We start from the raw sequence: 24,548 nt of genomic DNA, 5'->3' as shown, positions 1-24,548 counted from the left end.
TCACATCAACTCTACGTTGTGCAAAGGTTGAATATATAGGTCTATTGATTTTGGCGGTTTCTACTCATTTATATACAAATCAAAAGAGCGAGTTAAATTATCAACTCGCTCTTTTGATTTAATGCTCGTTACTCAGGACTGACTAAACACTCTAACTGCTGCTGCTACACCAGATCCAGGGGTGAAGTCTTCGTAGCCAAGTTCTGAGAGTGTAACTTCTAAAGAAGCTATACAGCTGAGGATATCGCGATCGCTCACAAAACCCAAGTGACCAATGCGGAAAATTTTGTTACTCAAATGGTCTTGACCGCCTGCTAGGGCAATATCAAAGCGCTTTTTCATCAATGAGCGAATTTTATCCGGTTCAATTCCCTGCGGTGCTACAGCCGTAATCGCCGGACTAGCGCAACTATCTGCTGCAAGCAGGGGTAAATTTAACCCTTGAATGGCGGCGCGGGTAGCATTCTTAAGCCGTTCGTGTCGAGCAAATATTGACTCCAAGCCCTCCTCTTTCATGATTCGCAACGTAGTGTGTAACGCTACAATCAAGTTCACAGGCGGAGTAAATGGAGTTGTATTTTTGGCTGTGGCTTTGCGATATTTGCCTAAGTCCAAATAATATTTCGGTAGCTTCGCAGTTTTGTAAGCTTCCCAAGCCTTGGGGCTAACAGAGACAAAACCCAATCCCGGCGGAATCATGTAACCTTTTTGGGAACCAGAGGCGACTATATCCAAACCCCAAGCATCCACGGGTAGATTGAACGCACCCAAGCTAGTCACGGCATCAACGATAATTAAAGCTTCACCGTGTTCTTTGACGTAGCGGTTGATGGTTTCTAGATCATTCAACACACCCGTCGAGGTTTCGCTGTGGGTAATGATCACGGCTTTAATTTGCTTTTGGGTATCTGCTTGGAGTTTTTCGGCAAATACCTTTGGCTCTAAAGGTTTTCCCCATTCCACCTTAACTTCTTCTACATTTAAACCGTAGGCTTGACCAATTTCTACCCAGCGTTCGCCAAATTTACCATTAGAACCAACCAAAATGCGATCGCCTGGAGAGAGAAAATTAATTATTCCGGCTTCTACAGCACCCGTACCACTGACATTTAGCGTCAGCACATCACTTTGAGTTTGGTGCAGCCACTTGAGATTTTCTGTCATCTCTGCCAATATGTTGCTAAATTCACTGGTGCGGTGCCCAATCGGATGCTTGGCTAATGCCAGTAAGGCAGCTTCTGGCACTGGGGTTGGGCCTGGAATCATCAGCATCAGCTTATCGTTCATGTGTCTACCCTAAAAGTCAATTATAAAAGTCAAAATTGTGGGAAGTTGGTTAAGTCTGGTAGCAAATTCTAGATATTCATTTACAAATTACACTCAGTTTGTCACCAGTCTTGTTGTATATTTTCCGAATCCATAGAAAAAATAGAGTGGGAGTTAATCATCGGTCAGCTTGACCTTTGCAATTTATATCAGACTCCAACTCAGATGAAACCTCTGTTCCAGGCAATCTTACCACATACCTAGACACTAGGTTAAAGCGTCTGCTTGTAGGGGAGTAAGTAGGGAGGCACAATTAAATATAAGATAGAAACCTTACTCTCAATCCCTCTCCTTATCAAGAAGAGGGAGGCCGGAGGCAGGGTGAGGTTTTATATTTAATTTGACCCACTCACTTAACTATTTTAGCCAAGCGTGAAACGTCTATCTAGAGCTTTTACAATTTTAGGCACAGGTATGAGAAATTCTTAAATCTTACCCATAATCCGCCTCTGTTGTTTTTATAGAAGCACGCAAAATTGTTTTGAATATCATGAGAATCGTCGGTGAAAAAGCTATGTTTTGCTTCAACGAAGGAAGTAACCTCCTACACTATGCGGAAGACTTGGGTGTTACCGTTTGCTAAGAGATAGAAGATACCCAACCCAAACTTTTCAATCTGCTTGGGTCGAAGATTTGTTCTTGGGTTGCCATTCTCTAAAAAATACCTCCATCTATAGAGGAGGTGATGATTTATTTGAGTCCAAATCGCTTTGATGCTAATATCCAAGCCTTCTCTGATTTACTCTATAACGATTCATTTGCCGCAGAAGTTGAGATATTTTTGCTACTAATTCCTGCACATTGTGAAACTGCACTCAGTGGTAAGCGATGCCTACGTCTACGCTAATGAACTATAAGTTTTTATACTATACCTACAAAATTGCTACAATTGTGTTTAGTCTTCTTAGTTACCATTCATGGTGAGTCGTTTTTAACTAGTGTTCAGTTCATAAACTGTCACTCACCAGATCCCCGGTATTATTGCAAAAGAGATATTCTTAGTTAGTGCAAGGAGTGATACCATTTCACCACATGTTTGTCACAAGTTATCCCCGTAATCCTCCCTCCTAAGGGAGTGTTGCAGATTTCAAATGTTGCATCAAACTAGTGAGTTGGTATAAGCTTTTACGGGAAAGCGCTTGAGTGAGCAAAACTCTCAAGCGCTTTTTCGTGTATAAATAAAAGAGTCCAACTCTCTGGACGATCATATAGATGTTATTAAAGACACATATACCAGAAAAGGAAACTACTGTTACAATACTTATTGCAACACATGCTTGATAGCTTTAGCATCTGTGCCATTGATTAGGCTACCTGATTACGCTCAATTGCCAATTCTATATATAGGTATTTCATAAAGACAAAATTGCAGGTAGGCTCCTAATAGTTACAATAGAAGTCAATTAAAATGCATCTTATCAGTCGCAAAATTATGCGAGAATTTTGCGAAGCGCACGCAGATGCTTGTGATTCACTTTACGATTGGTACAGAGTGGCAAGCAAAGCAGAATAGAAAAATCTGGTTGAAGTTCAGGCTATTTATCTAAAAGCAGAAGCGGTTGGCAACTTTACTGTGTTTAATATCAAAGGAAACAACTACCGCTTGATTGTGGATATTCTTTACGAAACTCAAAGAATTTAGATCAAATATGTTTTAACTCACGCAGAATATGATAAGGATAAATGAGCCGTACTTTTAATCCTGAATCTTATGGTAAACTGCTAGCAGAGTATCAACCAAAAACGATTACCACTGGAGAAGAGAACGAGCGGGCGATCGCTTTGGTTCAAGACTTAGAACATCGTTCCCATCTAATACCAGAAGAAGAAATGCTTTTGGAATTACTGATAACGTTAATTGAGAAGTTTGAAGAAACTCATTATCCAATTTCTCAAGGTACACCGCATTCGATGTTAATGCATCTTATGGAAGCAGGCGATATTACTCCAGAAGCATTAGTTAATGTAATCGGTTCTAAGGAAGTTATTTTGGAAATTGTCAATGGCGATCGCAGCATTAATAAAGCTCAAGCAGAAGCGCTTGCAGACTATTTTCATCTGGATGCAAGTTTATTTCCCTTTTAGCACTAATAGCAGGGTAAAAGAATTGTACTCCTTTGGTTAACCCGCTCTTGAGCAACTGGTGTAGGCTATAGGGAATAGACGTTGCAGGTTTTCAGTGCATCAGTGCGTCAGTCCTGACCGTGTTCTCTTCCCTCTACTCTTAGCTAACGACAAAATTCACCAACTTTCCAGGCACCACAATTACCTTTTTAATCTCTTTACCTTCGATGTAACGTTGGGCAATTTCTGATTCACGGGCGTATTTCTCCAGCGCTACTTTATCTGCTTGTGCTGGTACTTGAATCGCACCGCGAGTTTTACCCATAATTTGAATTACTAAGGTGATTTCATCAGCTACCAAAGCAGCAGGATCAAATAATGGCCAAGTTTGAGTGTGAACTGAATCACTTTCACCCAATAAATGCCATAATTCATCAGTAATGTGTGGTGCAAAGGGTGCTAGTAACACCACCAAAGTCCGAATACCTTCTGCATAAATTGGTGAATTTTTGCCGTCGGCATCAGTTAGAGCGTTACTCAATTTCATCAATTCGGAAATAGCTGTGTTGAATTGATATTCGTCTTCCACGTCTTCCGTCACCGCTTGAATAGCCGTGTGAATCGCCCGCCGCAACTCCTTTTCTGCCTTAGTTAAATCAGATTGGGCTTTTTTACGGGATACCCCAGCCACAACATAATCCGTTACCAAACGCCAAACCCGATTTAAAAAGCGGAATTGTCCTTCCACATCGGCTTCATCCCATTCCAAGTCTTTTTCTGGCGGCGCTTTGAACAAAATAAACATCCGCGCTGTGTCTACACCGTATTTGGCAATTACATCTTCTGGCGCGACACCGTTACCCTTTGATTTAGACATGGTGGCGTAGAGACGTTGTAATGGTTCGCCTGTCTGAGGGTCACGAGGATCGGCTGAATTTACTAGATTAGAAGGAATCCATTTATCTTTGCCGCCCTTGTTGGGATTTAGGTAAGTTAAACCCTGTACCATACCTTGAGTTAACAGGCGTTGGAAGGGTTCATCAAAGTTCAATAACCCTCTGTCTCGCAACACTTTAGTAAAGAATCGCGAATATAACAAATGTAAAATCGCGTGTTCAATCCCACCTACGTACTGATCAACTGGCATCCAGTCGTTAATTTTACTTGAATCAAAAACCTGTTGTTCATTCTTAGCATCAGGGAAGCGCAAGAAATACCACGAGGAATCAATAAAAGTATCCATCGTGTCAGTTTCCCGCTTTGCCGGAGTGCCACAAGTAGGGCAAGGGACATTTACCCAACTTTCCAGCTGAGTCAAAGGTGAACCGCCACGTCCAGTAAATTCTACCTCTTCCGGCAACTGTACTGGCAAATCTTTATCAGGAACTGGCACTATCCCACAGTTGGGACAGTGAATTACAGGTATCGGTGCGCCCCAGTAACGCTGCCGCGAAATCAACCAATCCCGCAAGCGATATTGTACCCGCACTTTACCAAAACCCTGTTGTTCGGCGTATTCAATTATTGCTTGTTTACCATCTGTAGAAGTCATACCAGTAAAAGGCCCAGAATTAATTAAAATTCCTGGTTCAGTGTATGCCTGGTTATATTCGATTTGGATCAGTTGTCTGACTTCATCTATCTCTAATGTTGGACTTAAGTCAAAACCTGCAACATCATCTGGGGAAGCGATGACAAAATCAACTGGCAAATCATAATTTTTGGCAAACTTAAAATCCCGGACATCGTGTGCTGGTACACCCATCACTGCCCCAGTACCATACTCATACAGTACATAGTCAGCAATCCAAATAGGGACTTCTTCCCCTGTAAATGGGTTGATTGCCACCCCACCTGTAGGGATACCCCGCTTAGGTTTGTCTTCAGCGGTACGTTCCAACTCACTTTGATTGGAAACCTCTTTAATAAAGGCTTCTACCGCTACTTGTTGTTCTTTTGTGGTGACGAGCTTTGTTAAGGGATGTTCTGGTGCTAACACCAGGTAGCTGACACCATAAACGGTATCAGGGCGTGTGGTGTAGACGCCGATTTTTTCATCTATCCCAATAATCGGAAATTCTAAGTAAGCGCCTGTGGATTTACCAATCCAGTTTGCCTGCATCAACTTGACGCGTTCCGGCCAACCTGTCAATTTATGCAAGTCATTGAGCAATTCTTCAGCGTAGTCGGTAATCTTAAAAAACCACTGCCGCAATAATTTACGCTCAACTATTGCCCCACTGCGCCAAGAACGTCCTTCGTTATCAACTTGCTCATTTGCCAGTACAGTTTGGTCAATGGGGTCCCAGTTGACAGCTGCTTCTTTTTGGTAAGCTAACCCCGCTTCCAAAAACTGTAAGAAAATCCATTGCGTCCACTTGTAATAATCAGGGGAACAGGTAGCAAGTTCACATTCCCAATCGATGGATAAACCAAGACGCTGCAATTGCTGCCGCATCTGGGCAATATTTTGATAAGTCCACTTTGCTGGAGGTACACCACGATCAATGGCGGCGTTTTCTGCTGGCAAGCCAAAGGCATCCCAACCCATTGGGTGTATTACCCGATAACCTTGCATTCGCTTGAGGCGGGCAATCACGTCCGTAATCGTATAATTACGGACGTGACCCATGTGTAGGCTGCCCGATGGATAAGGGAACATGGATAAAGCGTAAAATTTTGGCTTGTTGCTAGCTGTAGGTGTCTTATCTAAGCCAAGTTCTACCCATGTTTTTTGCCATTTTTCCTCAATTGCTGCTGGGTTATATCGGGAATCCACCAAAAATTCTCCTACTGGGTCTGTAATCCTATTCGCCTCCATATTTGGAGGTCAACCTGTCAAGTTAACCTATATTGTAGGTCAACTACTCAGATTTATCTAATTGAGCATCAGTCTGATTATGCTCAAACTGTTAGCCTTTCAGGTATAGCAAGAGTTATTTGATGAAGGTTTAGATGGTTGAATCAAATATAAAATTTTCTGATTTAGTGCAAGTTTTTGTCTACGGTACACTCAAACCAGGTGAAGCTAACTATAAAAGATACTGTGCTGGCAAGGTAGTAAATGTCAAAAGAGCTTTTGTACAAGGTAAATTGTTTGCTCTGCCTGTGGGATATCCAGCAATGACGCTAGGGGATAGTCAAGTTTACGGATATTTACTCTCTTTTCCCAACTCAAAGATTTTAAATCAGCTAGATGTGCTGGAAGATTATCAGCCCAATAGACAAATGCCAGAAAACCTCTATAATCGACAAATTATCGAGGTTTATGAGCCACAGTTGCTCTCTCTGGGTTGGGCTTGGGTTTATTTAATGACTCTAGATCAAGTTGAGCAATTAGGGGGCCTGCTCCAAGCTGGCGGCTGGTGGAGTGGCTGTGGTTTAACCGCAAAGTATAGTTATGAACTGTGAACTTTGCAACTAATTGATGTCCTGTTTAGAGTCGTGCTGTTGCGGCTGTACCTGATAGATTGAATTTTCTGGAGAGGCTACTGCTGCTTTCGGAATTTCAATTACCGGGTTATTTAGTCCCACCATCAGCGGGGAAGGTGGAACCATAGACGCTGAAGACGTTTGTATTGGTTCTATTTGTGGTCGTTGTGCTAGTTGCGATGTCCTCGAACCACCAGGTACTAAGCCAGATACTGCACCGATCACACAAGCAGCAACGGCTGTACCTCCCACCATCCAGTTTAAACGGGAACGGCGGCGCAAACGTGTCAATACTTGCTGAACTGTTGCTTCTGGTGACTGTTGGGCTGTTGGGACTGGGAGAGTCCGCAAGCCTTGGCGCAGCTTTAACAGTCGGGCATACAAGCATTGAACTGAGGCATCATTTGCCAGCCATTCTTCTACTTGCCTGCGTTCAGTGGATGTGACTTCACCATCGAGGTAAGCACTCAATAACTCGAAGCGATCGCGCTTCACCATATCCATGAGACCCGTTGATTCATTGGTATACTTGGCCATTCCATCTGGCAAATCTTGAGGAAGTTGCAAAGGAGAACGGTCGAAAAACTGAGAATCAGTACTCATCTTAACATTATTATCAATTCATACACGGGTAAACTTGGCGGGAATTTTGGGAAAATTAGCCAATTTTCCTCCTAAAGGCAGAAGCAATCTACGTCTTTGGTGCAATTCTTCATCAATGCTTAAATTCTGCCCAATGGCAGAGGCAAGATACTGTAAATTAGGAGTCTAAATAATTCTGCAAGTGAGCTTGCAGCCTCGATCTGGCTCTGGCTATTCTTGACTTCACAGTTCCTAAGGAAACTCCAGTGATTTCGGCAATTTCTTCGTATGCCATGCCTTCGATTTCTCTGAGGACAATGGTAGTACGAAAGACTTCTGGTAAATCCGCGATCGCCTCCCGCAGTTGCTCGTAAAATTCTCTAGTTGTCAGCTCTTCCTCAGGACCAGGGGTATCGCCGGCGATTTCCCAATCCATCTCGCCGTCCTCTAACGAACGGGGCGCATCCAGTGACAAAGGACTCATAACCCGCTTGCGTTTCCGCAACTCGTCATAAAACAAGTTGGTGGCAATGCGGCTTAACCAGCCCCGAAATTTAGCAGGCTCTTGTAATCGGTTAATATTCCGATATACTCGAATCCAAACTTCTTGAGCCAAATCGGCTCTGTCAGCCCAATCTGGAGCTAAGTGGTATAGAACCCGATCAACTTGACTTTGATAGCGGCGTAATAGTTCTGCAAACGCAACACGATCTGGTCGCAGTCCCGCTTGGCAGCGCAAAATTAAATCGTGGTTAGGGAGTTTGTCAACTTGCACTGATGCTTCTGGATACTTTGCATCAACCGTTGACCAGGATACAGTAATCGACTGACTCATAGATCGTACTGGCTCTAAATCATCCCTATCTATTAGACCTGCTAATGGGACAGAAGTTCCATGCTAAGGTGACGGATTTATGACTGGAACACTGAGGCAGACAATTTTGGATACATTTATAGCAATAAGAGAGCTACTTTTTCTTTATACTGCTGGCATAGTTGCCCTTACACCCATCAACCAATAAAGGCGCAGCAACATGCACATTTTGGGAATTTTAGCAATTGGGTATATACGCTTGATTAAAATAATTAAATCTGGTTATAGAGGATAAAGATAAAAATTTTGTAATTTTCACTTCTTGATACCTTTAAAATTCAAGCAATAATTTCTGGAAGTTGGATTGCTGTGGTTACTATAATGGTGATTTATTTTTTTGATTTTGTTACCAGCATAGTTGCTGATTGTTCTGGCTGTGACCCGTAGATAGCACCAGAGTTATGTTGCTCTGGTACACGAACTTGAAAAAAGAAATTGAGGGAAAATGTAATTGTGACTGCTAGCAATAATTTTTCAAACATGGTTTTTCTTCCACCTACACCATTAATGATTGATTGCTACATTTCAAAAGTTCCACCAGAAAGTCCAAGTATTGGCTTACAACCCCTAGAACTTTGGAGGAATGAGGTTGGTCACTTGGAGTTTTGCTGCTGCGACAATTCGCATAGTCTTAGTTTGCCCAGAGGTGTTGGCAGATTTATAACGGAAATGATAAGTATTGATAAATTTTTGATAATCGGATGATGAACGCATCCAATTGTTCGGCTGGATATGTCAGGGATAAACAATAGGCGATGGCAATGGTAAGAAACGAATCTCTAGGACGTATGGTAATGTTGCTCTGTTTTGGCACAGCATTTTTATCTTTAGCTGTCCATTGGCGCATTACTACGGCCCAACGGCAATCTGAGAAGTCTGCATCTACTTTGATGCGGCGAGATGCTACCCTAACCAATCCTAAGGGAAGCCGCCCAGAGGCAGTCTATAAGAATCTTTCCCAAGTGAGTTTAGGGGAAATTGCCCTGGGTGCATCTGTGCCCCCTGATGAAGTCACCCAAGGCTCAACTGCCCAAAGGGCGTTTACACCAAAGTCCTCCGCTATTGGGTCTAGTACTAAGTCGAAAATAATTAAGAATAATGTAGCGAAAGCAACTTCTGGGCGCACAATTGCTCGCAGGACGCCTACACTCAGGTCTTCTGGTATTAAGCCTCAAACTAAGTCGAAAATAATTAAGAATAATGTAGCGAAAGCAACTGATGGTCACACAATTGTCCGAAGTGCTTCTCCACTCAAGTCTTCTACTATTAAGTCTCAAACTCAGCCCCAAATCATTAAGAATAATGTAGCGAAAGCAACCGACCTCCCAACTAAGACGCAGCTGGTAGCGCAAGCAGAAACACAAAATCCAGTTGCGGATAGTTGGCCAAAAACTCTCTGGTCTCAGGCTTCAGCCCAACAAATACCATCTAATAGGCTAATAGATGCCAAGAGGCAAGTAGTGGTTGATTTAAGCGATCGCCGCACTTATGTATACGCAGGAGACGAGGTGATAGCCAGCTACCCAATCGCTGTCGGTAAGAAAGGTTGGGAAACGCCCACAGGTACTTTTCAGGTGATCCACATGCGACACTATCCAATCTGGCGTCACCCAATTACAGGCAAAGTATTTCAGGCTGGTACAGATAGTCCTTTGGGAGACAGATGGATTGGTTTTTGGTCAGATGGACGGAATGAAATTGGCTTTCATGGCACGCCAGATATTGACCTGGTAGGAACGGCTGTATCCCACGGCTGCTTAAGAATGCGTAATTCTGATGTCCGATTGTTGTATGAGCAAGTGAGTTTAGGGACAACAGTGGTAGTACGTAATTAATTATAAAGTCATTAGTCGTTTGTCCTTTGTCTAAAACAAATGACTAATAACTCTTAAAATTATAATTTTTGCTCAAAGTTAGGTGCGTATGCTTGGAGTAAAGCACTAACTTGGCGTACAACCTCATTGCCAGTGTTTTTGCCCAAGGCTTGCCGTTCTGGGAAGAAATTGGGTCGATCCAGGTAACGGTTAATTGCCTCACTTACTTGCTGAGAAATTAATTCTTGCAATTGTGCCTGAGCCGTTTGGCGCTGGAAGTGAGCACCTTCTTCTGTAGTAGCATACAGAGGTGGTAGCCGATTGAGAGCGTAAGCAGCAATATCCCCGACATCTAGAGAACTTTCGCTGGTGGCTTCAATTTCTGCGACTCGAGCGATCGCTTCCGTCAGTACCAATTCTTCCATGACGTTAATGAATTGTTTCCGAGGTACCGCCACTACCTCACCAGTCAATAGCGCACCCATCAGCCGATCCAGCGCCATATACTCTTCAATTGAGAGTTCCGAGGCGTTGTCACAGATTCTACCGACTTCTGCTTCCATTGCTGGTGTCAAATAACCATCCTGGAGAGCTTGTTCTACAATTTTTTCGATACTCATAACGCTGATCATCATTTATGTTAGCCAAGCAAGGTAGGGACGGTATCAATCCAATTTATTTTGCCTAATTCTCGGCAAAAAATACACAAATTATGTACAGACGCGATCAATTCCGCCTCTACTAGTTAACGACCTTAGTCTTCCACTACTTCACCAGTCAATAGTGCTCCCATCAGCCGATCTAGTGCCATATACTCTTCAATTGAGAGTTTCGAGGCATTGTCACAGATTCTACCGACTTCTGCTTCCATTGCTGGTGTCAAATAACCATCCTGGAGAGCTTGTTCTACAATTTTTTCGATACTCATAACGCTGATCATCATTTATGTTAGCTAAGTAAGGTAGGGACGGTATTAATCCAATTTATTTTGCCTAATTCTCAACAAATTCTCAGCAAAAAAAACAAAAATTATGCACAGACGCGATCAACTCCGCCTCTACTAATTAACGACCTTAGTTCGCCAAGGTGTTGGATCAACAGATTGTCCGTTAACATACAGACCCCAGTGTAAATGTGGCCCCGTGGCAGCACCTGTTGAACCTACTGCACCAATTAGTTGACCAGCTTTCACAAAGTCACCTTCTTTAACGTTAATCCGACTCAGGTGCATGAAAATACTAGTTACACCTTGACCGTGGTCAATGCCAACTACGTTACCGTGTACCCGAAATCCTTGGGATACCCTACCTACCAAAGCAACTCGCCCAGCGGCTGGGGCAATTACCGGTGAACCGGCAGCACCAGCGTAGTCAAGGCCACGATGATAGTAGTCTTTTGCAAATGTACCATTATAGTAGCGTCGTACACCATAGTTTGTACTCATCCGCCCGGCATTTGGCTTCAGGAATACTCCATTCCAATACTTTTGTGGTGTTTGTAACGCCTTAAAAGCTGCCACACGCTTAAGTTCATACTCTGTGGCATCCACTCCGGCTTTGCCAGGTGGCAAAGTAATGCGTTGTACGGGGAACTTGCGATTAAGCACATTCACAGCTAAGTTTTGTACTTGACCCTCTCCCGTAACCCGAAGTGTTCTAGTACCAGCTTTTTCTAGTGGAGTTGTCGGAACAAAAGCCCGATACTGATTGGGCGCAACTTCAAACGCTGGGTATGTATTTTTACCACTAGCTACTGTTAGATTTGTACGATTCTCTGGATTATCTAAATTAATCTGCACCGATAGTGTATCCCCTAATTTAGGATTAGTTGGAGTCACCTTTACTTGTAAAGCATCTACAGGCAATGCCAAAGTCAGAGGGAGAACAGCAAATATTCCCTTTAACACATTTATTGCATGGTAATTGGCTGTCAAACTTTTGACATCAAAACCGAGCAACTTTTTGTTTGAACTCCTAGCGCTATTCTCAATAATCATATAGCTACAAAAAATCCCTTGCTTATGTTAGAAAATAGACTAGCTTATTTCTACTAGTGTTTCCTGTTTGAAGCTGATGTAGTTGAAAACTATAAAATGTTGGGAAATCCTCCAGGTACTTATGGATTGCAAAGGCGAATGATTTTAACTTTAAAAAGTAAAAATATAAAAGTAAAAAGAGTACTACACATGAATGAATTTAGGGGATTTAAAAAGTTCGCATGAAGAAGTAAAAAGTAAAAAGATAATTAGCATACTTCTCTTCTTAGGCTGCACCATATAGCGTAGCTATGCCGCAGGCTTTACGGCTACGCTCAGTATCAATAAATAAATTTAATTGCTCAACTTCATTTTTATTTTTCTTTGTTTTACCTTTTAACTTTTTACACCTCGGCTACGCTCGGTGTAAAGAGAGAGCGTAGTCGTTCGCGTTAGCGTCTCCGTTGGCGCAGCCTCTCATCAAGAAGGAGAAGGGTTACTTTTGCCTTGTTCGGTAATTTTAGTGAATTGGTCTTAACTCTAATAATTAAGGTGTATGACATTGACAATGAGCATAAAATTTAACTAGATTGATAGCAAAAACACCTCGTGGCTTGCCATAGGTGTCACTTGTTAGGCAACAAAGGAAACTCGTTGTAGTTACAGCTATTACATAATAATACTTGAAGGAAATCTTGGAATTAACTGGACACTTATTCAACTGGACACTAATATTACACGGTTAAGTTGAAATTGCTATAGGGAAATCACCCAAACCAGGTAAGTAAATCGGCGACGGTAAATCAAATTATATTAAATAATCTAAATATCTTCAAATCTGCTCGTAGTGTTCGCAGAGCGTTTCGTAGAGAGGGCTGGAGCCGCTTACTACAAACCTTTTAGTGCCAGAACAGGGGGTTTCCACGCCACTTGACGGCAGTTGCTTCTCCTAAGGGAGAGGCGCTTGGGACAAGTCGGGAAACCGCTTGGGCGTATTGCCTCATTTATGCCCCTTAACTCATCCACCCTTACGGGTTCGCCAGTCACCTGTGGAGGGAAACCCTCCCGCAGTGCTGGACTCACCGCAGTGGCTCCCCATGAGCGACTAACTTTCCAGTTGGGTAGCTGTTTTAGCGCCAAAAACCATAAATTTAATCCACAAATTTAGTCTTGCGACGCCACACTTAAGATTTACTTTATAAATCAACTCTGAATAATGGAATTAGTTGAACAACTTTAGACTGATAGTATTACTTTTGACTTGAGTTTGCCATCTTCCATGTGAACGATGCGATCGGCAATGTCTAGGATGCGGTTGTCATGAGTAACCATCAAGATGGTACAGCCTTGTTCTTTTGCCAGTTTTTGCATGAGATTGACTACATCTCGTCCTGATTGACTGTCAAGAGCGGCGGTGGGTTCATCTGCTAGGATTATTTGAGGATGACTGACTAAAGCACGAGCGATCGCTACTCTTTGTTTTTGTCCCCCAGACAGTTTATCAGGATAGTAATGCAAATGATTTCCTAATCCTACCTGCTCTAACATCTGGGCTGACCTCGCTTGCATCTTTTTTAACCCAAGATGTTTGTGCAATTCCAAAGCCATTTTGACGTTTTGGAGTGCCGTTAAACTACCATGCAAGTTATGTGCTTGGAAAATATAACCGTTATGGCGTCGCGCCTGTACTAGTTCTTGGGCACTAGCACCATAAAGTTCTCGTCCCAACACCTGCAAACTACCAGATTGGGCAGAACGCAACCCACCTACTAAGGTCAGCAAGCTAGTTTTTCCAGAACCAGAGGGCCCGGTCATGATAATAATTTCACCGGCGTTAATCTCTAAGTTGATATTACATAAAACTTGCTTGCGGAGTGAGCCGTGACCAAAATGGTGGTCGAGATTCTGGATGGAGATGACAGGAAGCATAACAATTTTGGATTTTGGATTTTAGATTGGGAATTGTTAATTATCCCAATGCCCTATGCCCATTTTTAACAGGACTTACGTAAAAATTGCCAACTTGCTTAATTTCTCGTAGACACATAGTGGCTTGCCGCAGGCCACCGCCAACGCGCAGGGTCTCGTAGAGAAGAGCGCCGAGAATTCATAAAGTGTGCGTAAGTCCTATTTAAAACATATCAGCGGGGTCGGTGGCTTGGAGTTTGCGGGTGGCGATCGCACCAGAAATTGCACACATAATGATAGTCAGTACTAATACCTGCAATGCCCGAATCACAGTCATGTACATGGGCAAATTTGTGGCAGTGCGAGTCAGTTGGTAAAGTGCTAAGGACACTCCCAATCCGGGAAAGAAGCCCAGTACTGCCAATATCAACGATTCTTCAAGCACCACACCTAGCAGGTAGTAATTGCGATATCCCATTGCTTTGAAGGTGGCATATTCCCGAACGTGGGCATTAACATCGGTGGAAAGGACTTGATAGACGATTATCACGCCCACCACAAACCCCATTGATACACCCAGGCTAAAAATAAACCCAATTGGGGAATTTGTTCTCCAGAAGTTATTTTCAAATTCAATAAATTCAGCGTGGGTTAATACTCTGACATCATCTCCCAGGTAGGCTTTGAGCATTGCTGCTACTTTTTTCGGGTCATAGCCTGGTTTAAGAAGAATCAAACCTAGACTGACACTGCTGGACTGTCGCCCAGAAAATAGCCGCAAAAAGTTTTGATCGCTGGTAATCAGGTTGCCATCAGAGCCAAAGGAAGCCCCGACTTGGAATAAGCCAGTAATGGTAATTGTGCGCCGTTCTATTTCGGTGGTTAAGGTTTTACCTTGGTCAATTTGGGCGATCGCTTTTTGATAATCTCCTCTTGCACCACGGTCGAACAAGACGGTATCCGGTAGCTTAATTGCCTGCAATTGCTGGTTAACATCTGGTAAGTCAAAAGCTGGCTGATCTGGGTTGAACCCGATAACTAACACCCCTGTCTCACGGTGTGTTTGGGGATTTTTCCAGCTTGTATTGTTGAAATACATTGGTTCTGCCGACTTCACCCCTGGTATATCCATTGCTTGGTAAAGTCGCCGACGAGAAAATGTAGACAAGCTTGGCAAGTTACGGGCTTGGGGACTGGTTAAAACAATATCTGCTTGCAAGCTGTGATGTAGTCTGGTATTACTGTCATACAGTGCAGTCTGAAAGCCTAGCTGCATGAACATGAGAAGATCCGCAAAAACAATGCCTGATAATGCCACCAAGAGACGGCTTTTTTCATGATTCAGTTGCAGCCATCCTATAGGTGTTCGTCGTCGCAGTTGTTTGATTAATCCCATCATAAGAAGTGGGGGGCAGGGGGGAGTTAGAACTAGATTCATCCACCTCAAAGACTCATTCATTCACCTTTAGGACTTACGCACACTCTACGAATTCTCGGCACTCTTCTCTACGAGACGCTGCGCGTTGGCGGAGCCTCTCCAAGAGTTGGCGTCTTGGCGGTAGCCTGCGGCAAGCCACTACGTGTCTACGATAAATTAAGCGAAGTTAGCAATTTTTGCGTAAGTCCTGACCTTATCTCTCCATTCCTAATGCCTTTTTCATAGTTCAATTACTGCCTTAACTTGCATATTGGTTAAGGTGGCAGCTTTTCGGCTGGAGGCTTCATCTAGTTGGATATGGACTTCCACTACTCTGTTGTCGATATTGCTGACAGGATCTGTGTTAATGACATTCTGCCGTCGCACTTGCAAGCCTTTGCGATCTACGATTCCCTGCAACTCAATCGGCAGGTAATCACCAAATACTCGCACTTGTTGCCCTGAATGCACTTTGCTGATATCGCTTTCGTAGACTTCGGCTATGACATACATCTGGTTGGTTTGTCCGATATCAGCAATGCCATCATTTGATACTACTTCGCCAGGATGGGTATGGATCTCGAATATCTGTCCATTTTGAGGCGATCGCACCTCAGCCTGATTAAGATTGACTTTTGCCAGATTCATGGCTGCTACGGCACGATTGACTTCTGCTTGGACAACTTCTACATCCACTCCTCGCACTTCGGAGATTTCATTGAGTGTGGCTGTGGCTTCTTTGACCTGTTGCTGGCTAGATGATTGGGTACGATTTAATTGTGCCTGTGTTTCTTGCAGGCTTTTTTGGGCGGTTTCCAAGTTTAAACGCTTACTATCCCGTTGGGAGGTGGAAATTGCGCCCTGTTGAGATAGTTGCTGATAGCGTTCGTCTTCTGCTTGGGCGTTACGCACTTCGGCTTGGAACCGCTCAATTGTCGCAGTTTGGGCATTAATATCACCAAGGTGTTCTGCTTTTAGGCGGGCGATCGCGGCTTTTTGGGCGGCAATTTCACCGGGTTTGGCACCTGCTTGGATGCGGTTTAGGTTTGCCTGGGCTACTTTCACTTGTTCCTGCGCCTCTTTGAATGCTGCTTGCAAGCGATCGCGGCTGTTCAAAATCGCAATCACCTGTCCTGCTTTTACCCTATCCCCCTCCTTCACTAACAACTTTTCTACCCGATTTCCTTCGGCAGACACCGCAGCAGAGAGTTTAATTACTTTTCCCTGTGGTTCAATCCGCCCTAAAGCTGTTACCGTTTTTAACTGTGGCAATTGTGTTGCTGGCACTTGTACCTCTGAATTTGCATAATTTTGCCAGCGTTTTACTATATAAAAACTTATTCCGCCAACCAATAAAGATGCAATTATACCTGTAGCAACGGATGGACGCAGAATAGACTTAGGGAACGTTCTGTACCCTAGCTTTGAGTTTCGCACCATAGATTACCTCTTAACTAGTGGCGCAGAAAAAACTAAATAGATTAAATTTTTCTCTTTACCTCTTTGCTAATTTTTACTTCTTTTGTTAGTTATTGTTGATTTATCGATTCAGTGTTCATAAAAAGATGGAGCTTGTTGAGAATTTACTAACCTACTGCAATTTAGCCAGATAGGATAACAACAAGTCACTCTCCAGTATTAACGGGACTTATGTTCCTGACGAACTACTTTTGTTTTTTTTAAAGGACTCAGGTATAGTAAACTTTTTCAGAATTTCGGGTTGTAACAGTGCCAACAATCAACAGACAAATTCAGCCGTAAGGAAATATTTTTTGTGATGAAAACCAAATAAATTTCAATTACTAAAAAATCTCTTGAAGTTTGATGTTTATCTAATTTTTAGTGATATATTTCACTCCTGAAAGTTCTTTGACTGAATTGTATTTTAAATTGACCAACCCATTTGCTACCAATCAATTCAATGTGCGAAATTATAGCAAACACCTAAATGGATTCGACTAAATTAGAAATCACCATCAGCAATTCCTCTGGTGCTACAGGTTTAACGATGTGTTGTTGAAACCCTGCTTTTAGTGCTTGCTGCTGATTGATTTCGCCTGCATAAGCAGTCAGAGCGATCGCGGGAATCTGTTTTCCCCCTACTTCTGCTTCCAGTGTCCGCACCTGTTGCATCAGCATATAGCCGTTCATCTCTGGCATCCCAATATCGCTGAGTAAGATATCTGGCTTTGACTGTGTTAGCGCTTTTAATGCTTCATCTCCTGATGCTACTGCGGTGACGATCGCTCCAAACTCCTCAAGCACAAAGCTGAAAAAGTCGCGGGTATCAGCATTGTCATCCACAATCAGCACTTGTATCCCCATAAGGAGAGAGGAAACAGGAACGGCAGTTGAGGAATCGATATTCGTGTCATCCTTGATTGTTGTAGCTTCCTTGATCAGCGGGAACCTAACCGTGAAGATCGCTCCTTTGTCCTCGCCAAGACTTTCGGCCGAAACCGTTCCTCCGTGCATCTCAATTAAGTTACGGGCGATCGCTAGACCTAACCCTAGCCCACCAAACTTTCTAGTTGTGGTACTATCACCCTGACGGAAATAATCAAACACATGAGGTAGGAAGTCAGGGTTAATCCCCTTACCTGTGTCACTCACGGTAATCTGCGCTTGAGCGTCGATGCACTCCAATCGCACATTTACTTTTCCTTCAGGTGCTGTAAACTTGACAGCATTTGATAACAGGTTCCAGAGAACTTGCTGTAAACGAGCTGAATCACCCAGAACTTTCCCCATTGGTTCAAGCATCGTTTGCATTTGAATGGTTTTAGCCTCTGCTGCCAAACGCACTGTGTCCATTGCAGCTTCAATGGTGGATGCCAGATCGACTGGCATCATGTTGAGGTTGAGTTTGCCTTGGAGGATGCGAGAAACATCCAGCAAGTCTTCAATTAGTTGAGCTTGTAATTTGGCATTGCGTTCAATAGTTGAGAGTGCTTTTTGGAGCGCTACCTCATCAAATTTACGGCTCTGCAACAGTTTTGCCCAACCGAGAATCGGATTCAGTGGCGATCGCAATTCATGGGAAAGTACTGCGAGAAACTCATCTTTTATCCGGTTAGTAGCCTCTGCTTCTGCACGGGCTACTTGCTCAAGTTGCAAAAGGCGATCGCGTTCTGATTCAGTACGTTTGCGATCGGTGATGTCAGTTAGCATAGCGATCGCCCCCAAGAACTCATTTTGTTCACCAAAAATGGCTCTAGCAGAAATCAGTGTCCAGATGTACGAACCATCCTTGCAGCGCAATCGACCTTCTTTAAGATCACTCCCTTCTCGCTTCAGCCATTCCAGTTTCTTTTGGGTTACTATACCATCACCCTGATCCATAAAATCAAATATGGAACGACCGAGCATTTCTTCTGCCGTATAGCCTAACATCTCGGAGAGCCGCTGATTCACAAACTCTGTTCGTGATTGAGAGTCAATCATCCAGATTCCCTCATAAGAGGTATCAACAATTCGGCGATACCTGGCTTCACTCTTCTGTAAAGACTCCTCTGCTCGCTTGCGCTCACGGCGCTCTTTAGCTTCCCGCAATGCCCGTTGCACCGAGGGAACTAACCGCCCTAGTCTTTGCTTTAATACATAATCGGTTGCACCGTTCTTCAAGGCTTCGATCGCCAATTCTTCACCCAACGCGGCAGAAACAAAGATAAAAGGGACTTCTGGAGTGCGATTTCGGGCAATTTCCAGAGCAGAAATTCCATCAAAAGATGGCAGGGCATAATCGGAAAGAATTAAATCGAAAGTCTCTGATTCCACAGCAGCTAGGAAATCAGGGCCGGTTTCAACTCGGATCAGTTCGCAATTAATTCCCCCTTCAGTTAGCATCGCTTGGGCTAGCTCTGCATCTAACACACTATCTTCCAAAAGCAGGAAACGCAGGACATTCATCTGTTGCTCTCCTGTTGACGAAGAGGTGCCGGAGGTAGAGCACCAACGGGAGGCTGATTGATCACTGCCCAAAACAGTCCCACACCCTTAATAGAATCGACAAAATCATGGTAATCTACTGGCTTGACAACATAGGCATTCACCCCTAATTCGTAGCATCGAACTAGGTCTGGCTCCTCACGGGAAGAGGTGAGTACGACGACTGGAATCACTCGCATAACTGGGTCAGATTTTAGTTGTGCCAGTACTTCTAGTCCATCGATTTTAGGTAATTTCAAATCGAGCAGCACTACAACAGGATAGCCTTCCATTCGCAACCGAAACAACCCCCGGCGATAAAGATAATCCAGTGCTTCTTCTCCATCACGTACCACCACCACTTCGTTGGCAAGATGGTTTTCTGACAAAGCAGCTAGGATTAACTCTGCATCGTTAGCACTGTCTTCAATTAGCAGAATTCGCTTGAGTTCTTTCATTCACTCTCCTTTCTCAACAACTTAGGCAGCGAGAAATAAAAAGTGGCTCCACTGTTAACTACAGCCTCTGCCCAGACTCGACCGTTATGTCGATGAATAATGCGTTGCACGTTTGCCAATCCAACACCTGTTCCTTCAAATTGTCGGTCGCTATGCAGGCGTTGAAATACTCCGAATAGCTTGTGAACATATTGCATATTAAAGCCTACGCCGTTATCTTGGACAAAAAAGATAACTTCGTTTTCATTGTCACTACTTCCAACAGTAATTTCTGCTGGGTTTCGAGTTTGGGTATATTTTACGGCATTGCCCATCAGATTGCGAAGCACCAGCCGCAGCATAGAGGGATCGCCTTGCACTTCTGGCAGTGACTCAATGTGCCAATGGGTTATGTGTCCTTGGGTTTCTGTGATCAAATCGCGTTTTACCTCTTGTACCAATTCTTCCATATTTAGGTTGATGTAGCGCATTTCAGTGCGCCCCATGCGAGAAAATGTGAGCAACTCATCGATCAATATTCCTGCCTGTTTTGCAGTTTGGGCGATGATCCCCAAATAACGCTGACTGATTTCATCTAAGCTTGTTGAGCTATGCCGCTTCTGAAGCAATTCTATAAATCCGGCGATGTGGCGAAGCGGTGCTCGCAAGTCGTGAGAGACTGAATAGGAGAAGGATTCCAGTTCCTTGTTGGCGGTTTGGAGTTGGACAGTGCGCTCTTGAATCCGTTGCTCCAGCATTTCGTTCAGTTGTAGCAGGGCGGCTTCGGCAACTTTGCGATCGTGAATGTCGCTGGCGATGCCCACCCACTTGATAATCTCTCCGGCTGCATCTCGAAATGGTAAACCCCGCACAATATGCCAACGATCGCTACCATCAGAAACTCGACGGAAGCGAATTTCTACTTCGTAGGTTGTCGCGTTAGCAACAGCCTGCATCGAAGTTCTCAAGACGCGATCGCGGTCATCGGGATGAATGGCATAAATCCAGCCATAGCCAGAGGTTTGCTCCATTGTCAGTCCGGTGTAGTCTAACCAGTATTGATTGCAATAGGTAATACCACCATCGCGATCGCCCATCCAAATAGCCTGTGGTGATACTTCCGTTAAAATTCGGTATCGCTCCTCACTATCACGTAGCGCAACTTGTGCCAAGTTGCGATCGTGGATATCAACACAGGAGCCGATATAGCCGAGAAACTCTCCTGTTGGTGCCAAGCGTGGCACACCAGTATCTAAAACCCAACGGTATTCGCCATCAAAGCGTTTGAGGCGATATTCCATTGTAAATTTTTGTCGGGCATCAAAGGCATTAACGTATGTATCTAAGCAACGTTGAAAATCATCGGGATGAACACCTTCAGCCCACCCATTGCCCATCTCTTGCTCTAGAGTCCGCCCGCTAAAATCTAGCCAGGGTTTATTAAAGTAGTTACAAAGTTTGTCAGTACCGGACATCCACACCAGTACAGGAGTGGTGTCTGCCATCTGGCGAAAGCGGGCTTCACTTTCACGCAACGCTGCTTCTGCCTGATTGCGATCGCGTAGCGCAGCTTGCTGTTCGCGTAGCGCAGTTTGCTGTTCACTGATGTCAGTGATCAACGCTGCATACCCTTCCACAGTTCCCTGTTTATTAACCTGGGAAACGTAAATAGCATTAATGTAGCGTGTTCCACCATCTTTATAAGGAATTTGACTTTCAAAAGTGACCTGCTCTCCTGCCAGTACTTGTTCCACATAGGGACGAATTACTTCATAGGCGGATTCACCCATAATTTCCCAAAGATGCTTTCCATAGATTTCTGCCGCTGGATGCCCAAACCACTCTTCATAGGCTCGGTTGTTGAAGCGATAGCGTTGTTCTGAATCTACAAAGGAAATCAAAACTGGCAGCGTATCTGTAATCAGGTGAAGTTGTGTTTCTCGTTGCCGCAGTGCTTCTTCATTAGACTCTGTTAAGCGACCAAACCTTGCCTCGGTTTCCTGGAGGGACTTCAGGCTCGCTTCAGCTTTTTGTTGGGCTGTGCGGCGTGATTCGTTGAGCCAGCTGATTAACCCTGCTGTCAGTATGAACACCACCAACGGTACTAATCCGTTCAGATTTGTAATGTTCTGCGGCTCGAGCGGTTTGAAAAAGAAGTAATTAATTACCAAAGTAGACAAAACAGTTGCAAATAACCCTGGCCCTAAGCCACCGTACCAGGCACTCACCATCACCGCAGCAAAAAACAGCGCGGCAGGTGTGGCGGTAAGATATGGATTGAGCAGCAGGGTTCCCCCCAATGCTAAGGCAACAGATAACAAAGCAATGCCATAGTCCAGCAGTTGCTCCCAGAGCAGTGTGTTCTGATCGCTACCGCCAGTAAAGATGTTTTGGGGTTCAGATGCCCTCACTTTATGACTCATAACCCTACTCTGCTTCGGCAAAATACTGACTCAGCAGTCTTTTACCGGTCTCACCCAGCTTCCGTAACATTTCTTGTATTAGTTTGAGCGCTAACCGTGAAGGCACTGTATGCCTATTTTCCCAACGATTTACTGTTTTGAAGGAAATTCCTAACCTAGTAGCAAACTGTTTCTGAGAAAGATTGAGTTGCTGCCGAAGCTCCCGAATTAAATCTAAAATTTCCAGCGGCTTTGTTACAGACATCTCTGTATTTTATCCCCATAGGATAATTAGCATAGGACAGGTGTCTTATGCTAATTATCCTACTTAGGGAATATTTTCTCTGTTTTTGTCTCTAACTGAACCGTATTAGTTCAAAGGCTCGACGTTGAGGTTCAAAGGGTGAAACTTAAGCTTTCCAATGTTCGGGTGGTTGAAGATTTTCCGGTAAGATTGTTGTGCGATCGCCTTTAGCCAATTCAAGCTGGTATGATTCTAGGTTTTCGGCTCCCCTGAGGAAGGCCTCTTGCAAATTGGCTTTCCAGAGGACTGCCCCTTGCAGATTAGCTTTGCTGAGGTCTGCCCCTTGCAAACTGGCTTCGATGAGGAATCCCCCTTGCAAACTGGCTTCGATGAGGTTTGCCCCTTGCAGATTGGCTTTGCTGAGGTTTGCCCTTTGCAGATTGGCTTTGCTGAGGTATGCCTCTTGCAGATTGGCTTTCATGAGGAATGCCCCTTGCAGATTGGCTTCGATGAGGTTTGCCCCTTGCAGATTGGCTTTGCTGAGGTCTGCTCCCCTGATATTGATATTACTTAAATTCAATCTTTGATTTTCCAGGTCATTCTCAGACTTGCGCCGTCCAATTACGGTAAGGGCTGCTTGAATATCCGTCTGAAGGTTTGATTCTTGCTCTATCTCCTTTAGTTTTTGATAACTCCAAGTATTGACTATTATTAATGAGTCTGTATTTCTTGTATTGTTGTCGGACAAATCCTTAAAAGATGCATTCTCTCGCACAAAAGCCGTAAGGACTTCCATAATTGTCCAGTGATAATCTTTGGAATCCTTGGCGATTCGTTCTAAAGTATAAATTGCCCCTAATCGCGTTTCAATCTTTTCATTTCCAAGCTGTTCAATCGCCTTCGCAAAGCGCTCTGAGATTTGCTTGTCTTGTACTGCTTCTGCATTTTTTAAAGCAGCTTCAGCACTTTTATTTGCGGCCTCAGCACTTTTATCCATAGCTTCCGCACGCTTGGCTCCGTAGAATGCATTGATGATTACAGCAATTCCAGCAAAAATCGTTCCAGTAGTTGTTAAAGCTTTAATTCCATAATCTAATCTTTGCTCTATTGATAACCCTTCAGCATTCACAAAGGTTAAAAAAACAGCAATTAAAAAAAGAATAAATATAAATGATAGAACTATTAGCTGATTTCTCAGCGTGTCTGTGTTGTTGTCAGACATATAGCAATCCTATACGACTTATTTTTTTACGAACCGCAAAGGACGCAAAAAACGCAAAGTAAAGAATAAGAGAGAGGGGTTCATGAATAAATTAGGAGTACTAAAATAATTGTTACGGTGACTTTTAGTAAAAACTATAGCATTAAGTGAAAACGATAGAATGTGTCCAAATAACTAATGATGCTGCGATAACTTAACCAGACTGGCGCCAATGTGTCGGTGCTTCGATATAATTAGGTAGACGAGTGGTGCGATCAACTCTGATTTTTATTTTATTATAGAATAAAAACATTAAAGTATTATCTAAAATTGTGGGTTGAATAAATAGTTAGCCTGCTAGATGTTTGGGGAATCCTAAAGAACAGCGAATGCTATATTTGGCATCGTGAACTCTGGGTAAAGGTGCTATGTTCTCCAAACTAAATTTGCAGGTAAAACTTTTTGGTTCTTTTGGAGTGATTACTGCAATCATTCTGATAGTGGGTACAGGTTCCTATAGCAGTATTTCAAAGCTATCAAGCTATATCGACGAGCTGGCTAACAACGATTTACCCAGTATGGATGGCTTGTGGAAAATCAGCGACGGACAGGTTCAAATTGAGTCGTCCGAACGGCTATTGCTGAATCAGACTTTGACAAAGCAACAGCGGCAGTTGACTTTGGTGCGTATTGACAAAGCCTGGAAACAAATTGATCAGGGCTGGGAGCAAGCGTTGAATACGCAGCAAGCGTTGAATACGCCGCTTAACAACCCAGCAGAGCAACAGTTATCAGAACAATTTATCCAAAATTGGAAAGTCTGGAAGCAAGCCCACCAGGAATTTATGAGTTTATACCAATTCAATGTGAAGCTGCATAGAATAGAGCTTCCAGGATAAAGTTATAAGAAGAGACAGAAATTACCTGCTCAAATGTAAGTTGGTC

22 protein-coding genes and 2 pseudogenes are annotated in these 24,548 nt (G+C 43.6%); 6 read left to right on the top strand and 18 right to left on the bottom strand.

From position 1 onward, the window contains the following. Positions 1-132: 132 nt before the first annotated feature. Entirely contained in the window at positions 133-1,287 is a 1,155-nt protein-coding gene (locus V7K48_RS07035; protein ID WP_335070897.1) for a pyridoxal-phosphate-dependent aminotransferase family protein, read from the bottom strand. Between the two features lie 721 nt (positions 1,288-2,008). On the opposite strand from V7K48_RS07035, the gene V7K48_RS07030 reads away from it, so the two are divergent. From V7K48_RS07030 to V7K48_RS07020, 3 genes and pseudogenes are all read left to right on the top strand, one after another. After that, entirely contained in the window at positions 2,009-2,173 is a 165-nt protein-coding gene (locus tag V7K48_RS07030) for a hypothetical protein (protein ID WP_335070895.1), read from the top strand. A gap of 561 nt (positions 2,174-2,734) precedes the next feature. Then, positions 2,735-2,968: pseudogene (locus tag V7K48_RS07025) on the top strand (type II toxin-antitoxin system HigB family toxin). Positions 2,969-3,009: 41 nt separating this feature from the next. Next, positions 3,010-3,411 (top strand): helix-turn-helix domain-containing protein, encoded by a 402-nt coding sequence (locus tag V7K48_RS07020; RefSeq protein WP_335070893.1) that lies wholly within the window; start codon positions 3,010-3,012, stop codon positions 3,409-3,411. A 139-nt stretch (positions 3,412-3,550) separates the two neighbouring features. Here the strand turns inward: V7K48_RS07020 and leuS are convergent, their stop codons facing one another. Further along, on the bottom strand, positions 3,551-6,169 hold the full coding sequence (gene leuS, locus V7K48_RS07015; protein WP_335070913.1) for a leucine--tRNA ligase: 2,619 nt from the start codon (positions 6,167-6,169) through the stop codon (positions 3,551-3,553). Positions 6,170-6,345: 176 nt separating this feature from the next. On the opposite strand from leuS, the gene V7K48_RS07010 reads away from it, so the two are divergent. Further along, complete coding sequence (locus V7K48_RS07010) at positions 6,346-6,801, top strand: gamma-glutamylcyclotransferase family protein (RefSeq protein ID WP_335070891.1); 456 nt, start codon at positions 6,346-6,348, stop codon at positions 6,799-6,801. Between the two features lie 9 nt (positions 6,802-6,810). Here the strand turns inward: V7K48_RS07010 and V7K48_RS07005 are convergent, their stop codons facing one another. From V7K48_RS07005 to V7K48_RS06990, 4 genes are all read right to left on the bottom strand, one after another. Further along, the gene (locus V7K48_RS07005) at positions 6,811-7,425 is read right to left on the bottom strand and encodes an anti-sigma factor family protein (RefSeq protein WP_335070889.1); all 615 of its coding nucleotides are present in this window, start codon (positions 7,423-7,425) and stop codon (positions 6,811-6,813) included. 157 nt (positions 7,426-7,582) lie between these two features. Then, on the bottom strand, positions 7,583-8,239 hold the full coding sequence (locus tag V7K48_RS07000; protein WP_181928358.1) for a sigma-70 family RNA polymerase sigma factor: 657 nt from the start codon (positions 8,237-8,239) through the stop codon (positions 7,583-7,585). 368 nt (positions 8,240-8,607) lie between these two features. Then, positions 8,608-8,760 carry a hypothetical protein gene (locus V7K48_RS06995; protein ID WP_335070887.1) on the bottom strand — a complete coding sequence of 51 codons (153 nt, stop codon included), beginning with the start codon at positions 8,758-8,760 and terminating at the stop codon, positions 8,608-8,610. Positions 8,761-8,845: 85 nt separating this feature from the next. Continuing rightward, a complete protein-coding gene (locus V7K48_RS06990) occupies positions 8,846-8,992 on the bottom strand; it encodes a hypothetical protein (RefSeq protein WP_335070885.1) in 147 nt (48 codons plus the stop codon). Positions 8,993-9,465: 473 nt separating this feature from the next. Between V7K48_RS06990 and V7K48_RS06985 the strand changes: the two genes are divergently transcribed. After that, positions 9,466-10,113 (top strand): L,D-transpeptidase, encoded by a 648-nt coding sequence (locus tag V7K48_RS06985; protein ID WP_442949415.1) that lies wholly within the window; start codon positions 9,466-9,468, stop codon positions 10,111-10,113. Between the two features lie 59 nt (positions 10,114-10,172). Here V7K48_RS06985 and V7K48_RS06980 read toward each other — a convergent pair whose 3' ends face one another. The 12 genes and pseudogenes from V7K48_RS06980 to V7K48_RS06925 all read right to left on the bottom strand — a co-directional run bounded on the left by V7K48_RS06980 (position 10,173) and on the right by V7K48_RS06925 (position 23,624). Further along, positions 10,173-10,712 (bottom strand): late competence development ComFB family protein, encoded by a 540-nt coding sequence (locus V7K48_RS06980; protein WP_334972091.1) that lies wholly within the window; start codon positions 10,710-10,712, stop codon positions 10,173-10,175. A gap of 143 nt (positions 10,713-10,855) precedes the next feature. Then, positions 10,856-11,020: pseudogene (locus V7K48_RS06975) on the bottom strand (late competence development ComFB family protein); the annotation flags it as partial. A 132-nt stretch (positions 11,021-11,152) separates the two neighbouring features. Beyond that, entirely contained in the window at positions 11,153-12,088 is a 936-nt protein-coding gene (locus tag V7K48_RS06970) for a M23 family metallopeptidase (protein ID WP_335070883.1), read from the bottom strand. An 867-nt stretch (positions 12,089-12,955) separates the two neighbouring features. Continuing rightward, complete coding sequence (locus tag V7K48_RS06965; protein ID WP_335070881.1) at positions 12,956-13,207, bottom strand: hypothetical protein; 252 nt, start codon at positions 13,205-13,207, stop codon at positions 12,956-12,958. A 96-nt stretch (positions 13,208-13,303) separates the two neighbouring features. Then, positions 13,304-13,996, bottom strand: coding sequence for a DevA family ABC transporter ATP-binding protein (locus V7K48_RS06960; RefSeq protein WP_335070879.1), 693 nt, complete (start codon positions 13,994-13,996; stop codon positions 13,304-13,306). Positions 13,997-14,198: 202 nt separating this feature from the next. Beyond that, on the bottom strand, positions 14,199-15,371 hold the full coding sequence (gene devC / locus V7K48_RS06955; RefSeq protein ID WP_335070909.1) for an ABC transporter permease DevC: 1,173 nt from the start codon (positions 15,369-15,371) through the stop codon (positions 14,199-14,201). Positions 15,372-15,632: 261 nt separating this feature from the next. Next, on the bottom strand, positions 15,633-16,829 hold the full coding sequence (locus tag V7K48_RS06950; protein WP_442949414.1) for an ABC exporter membrane fusion protein: 1,197 nt from the start codon (positions 16,827-16,829) through the stop codon (positions 15,633-15,635). A gap of 507 nt (positions 16,830-17,336) precedes the next feature. Next, positions 17,337-19,301, bottom strand: coding sequence for a hybrid sensor histidine kinase/response regulator (locus tag V7K48_RS06945; RefSeq protein WP_335070875.1), 1,965 nt, complete (start codon positions 19,299-19,301; stop codon positions 17,337-17,339). Continuing rightward, positions 19,298-19,777: a response regulator gene (locus V7K48_RS06940; protein ID WP_335070873.1), complete on the bottom strand. Its 480-nt coding sequence runs from the start codon at positions 19,775-19,777 to the stop codon at positions 19,298-19,300. The genes V7K48_RS06945 and V7K48_RS06940 overlap by 4 nt, the downstream gene beginning before the upstream one ends. Continuing rightward, a complete protein-coding gene (locus V7K48_RS06935; RefSeq protein ID WP_335070871.1) occupies positions 19,774-22,179 on the bottom strand; it encodes a PAS domain S-box protein in 2,406 nt (801 codons plus the stop codon). Before V7K48_RS06935 ends, V7K48_RS06940 begins: the two co-directional genes overlap by 4 nt. A gap of 4 nt (positions 22,180-22,183) precedes the next feature. Next, a complete protein-coding gene (locus V7K48_RS06930; RefSeq protein ID WP_335070869.1) occupies positions 22,184-22,423 on the bottom strand; it encodes a helix-turn-helix domain-containing protein in 240 nt (79 codons plus the stop codon). Positions 22,424-22,568: 145 nt separating this feature from the next. Next, entirely contained in the window at positions 22,569-23,624 is a 1,056-nt protein-coding gene (locus tag V7K48_RS06925; protein ID WP_335070866.1) for a pentapeptide repeat-containing protein, read from the bottom strand. Between the two features lie 407 nt (positions 23,625-24,031). Between V7K48_RS06925 and V7K48_RS06920 the strand changes: the two genes are divergently transcribed. Next, complete coding sequence (locus tag V7K48_RS06920) at positions 24,032-24,502, top strand: MCP four helix bundle domain-containing protein (RefSeq protein WP_335070864.1); 471 nt, start codon at positions 24,032-24,034, stop codon at positions 24,500-24,502. The last annotated feature ends 46 nt before the right edge of the window (positions 24,503-24,548 follow it).

This window comes from Nostoc sp., from assembly GCF_036919615.1.
Lineage (GTDB): Bacteria > Cyanobacteriota > Cyanobacteriia > Cyanobacteriales > Nostocaceae > Nostoc.
Note: the sequence above shows the minus strand (reverse complement) of the source record. Positions and strands in the feature narration are given on the sequence as shown.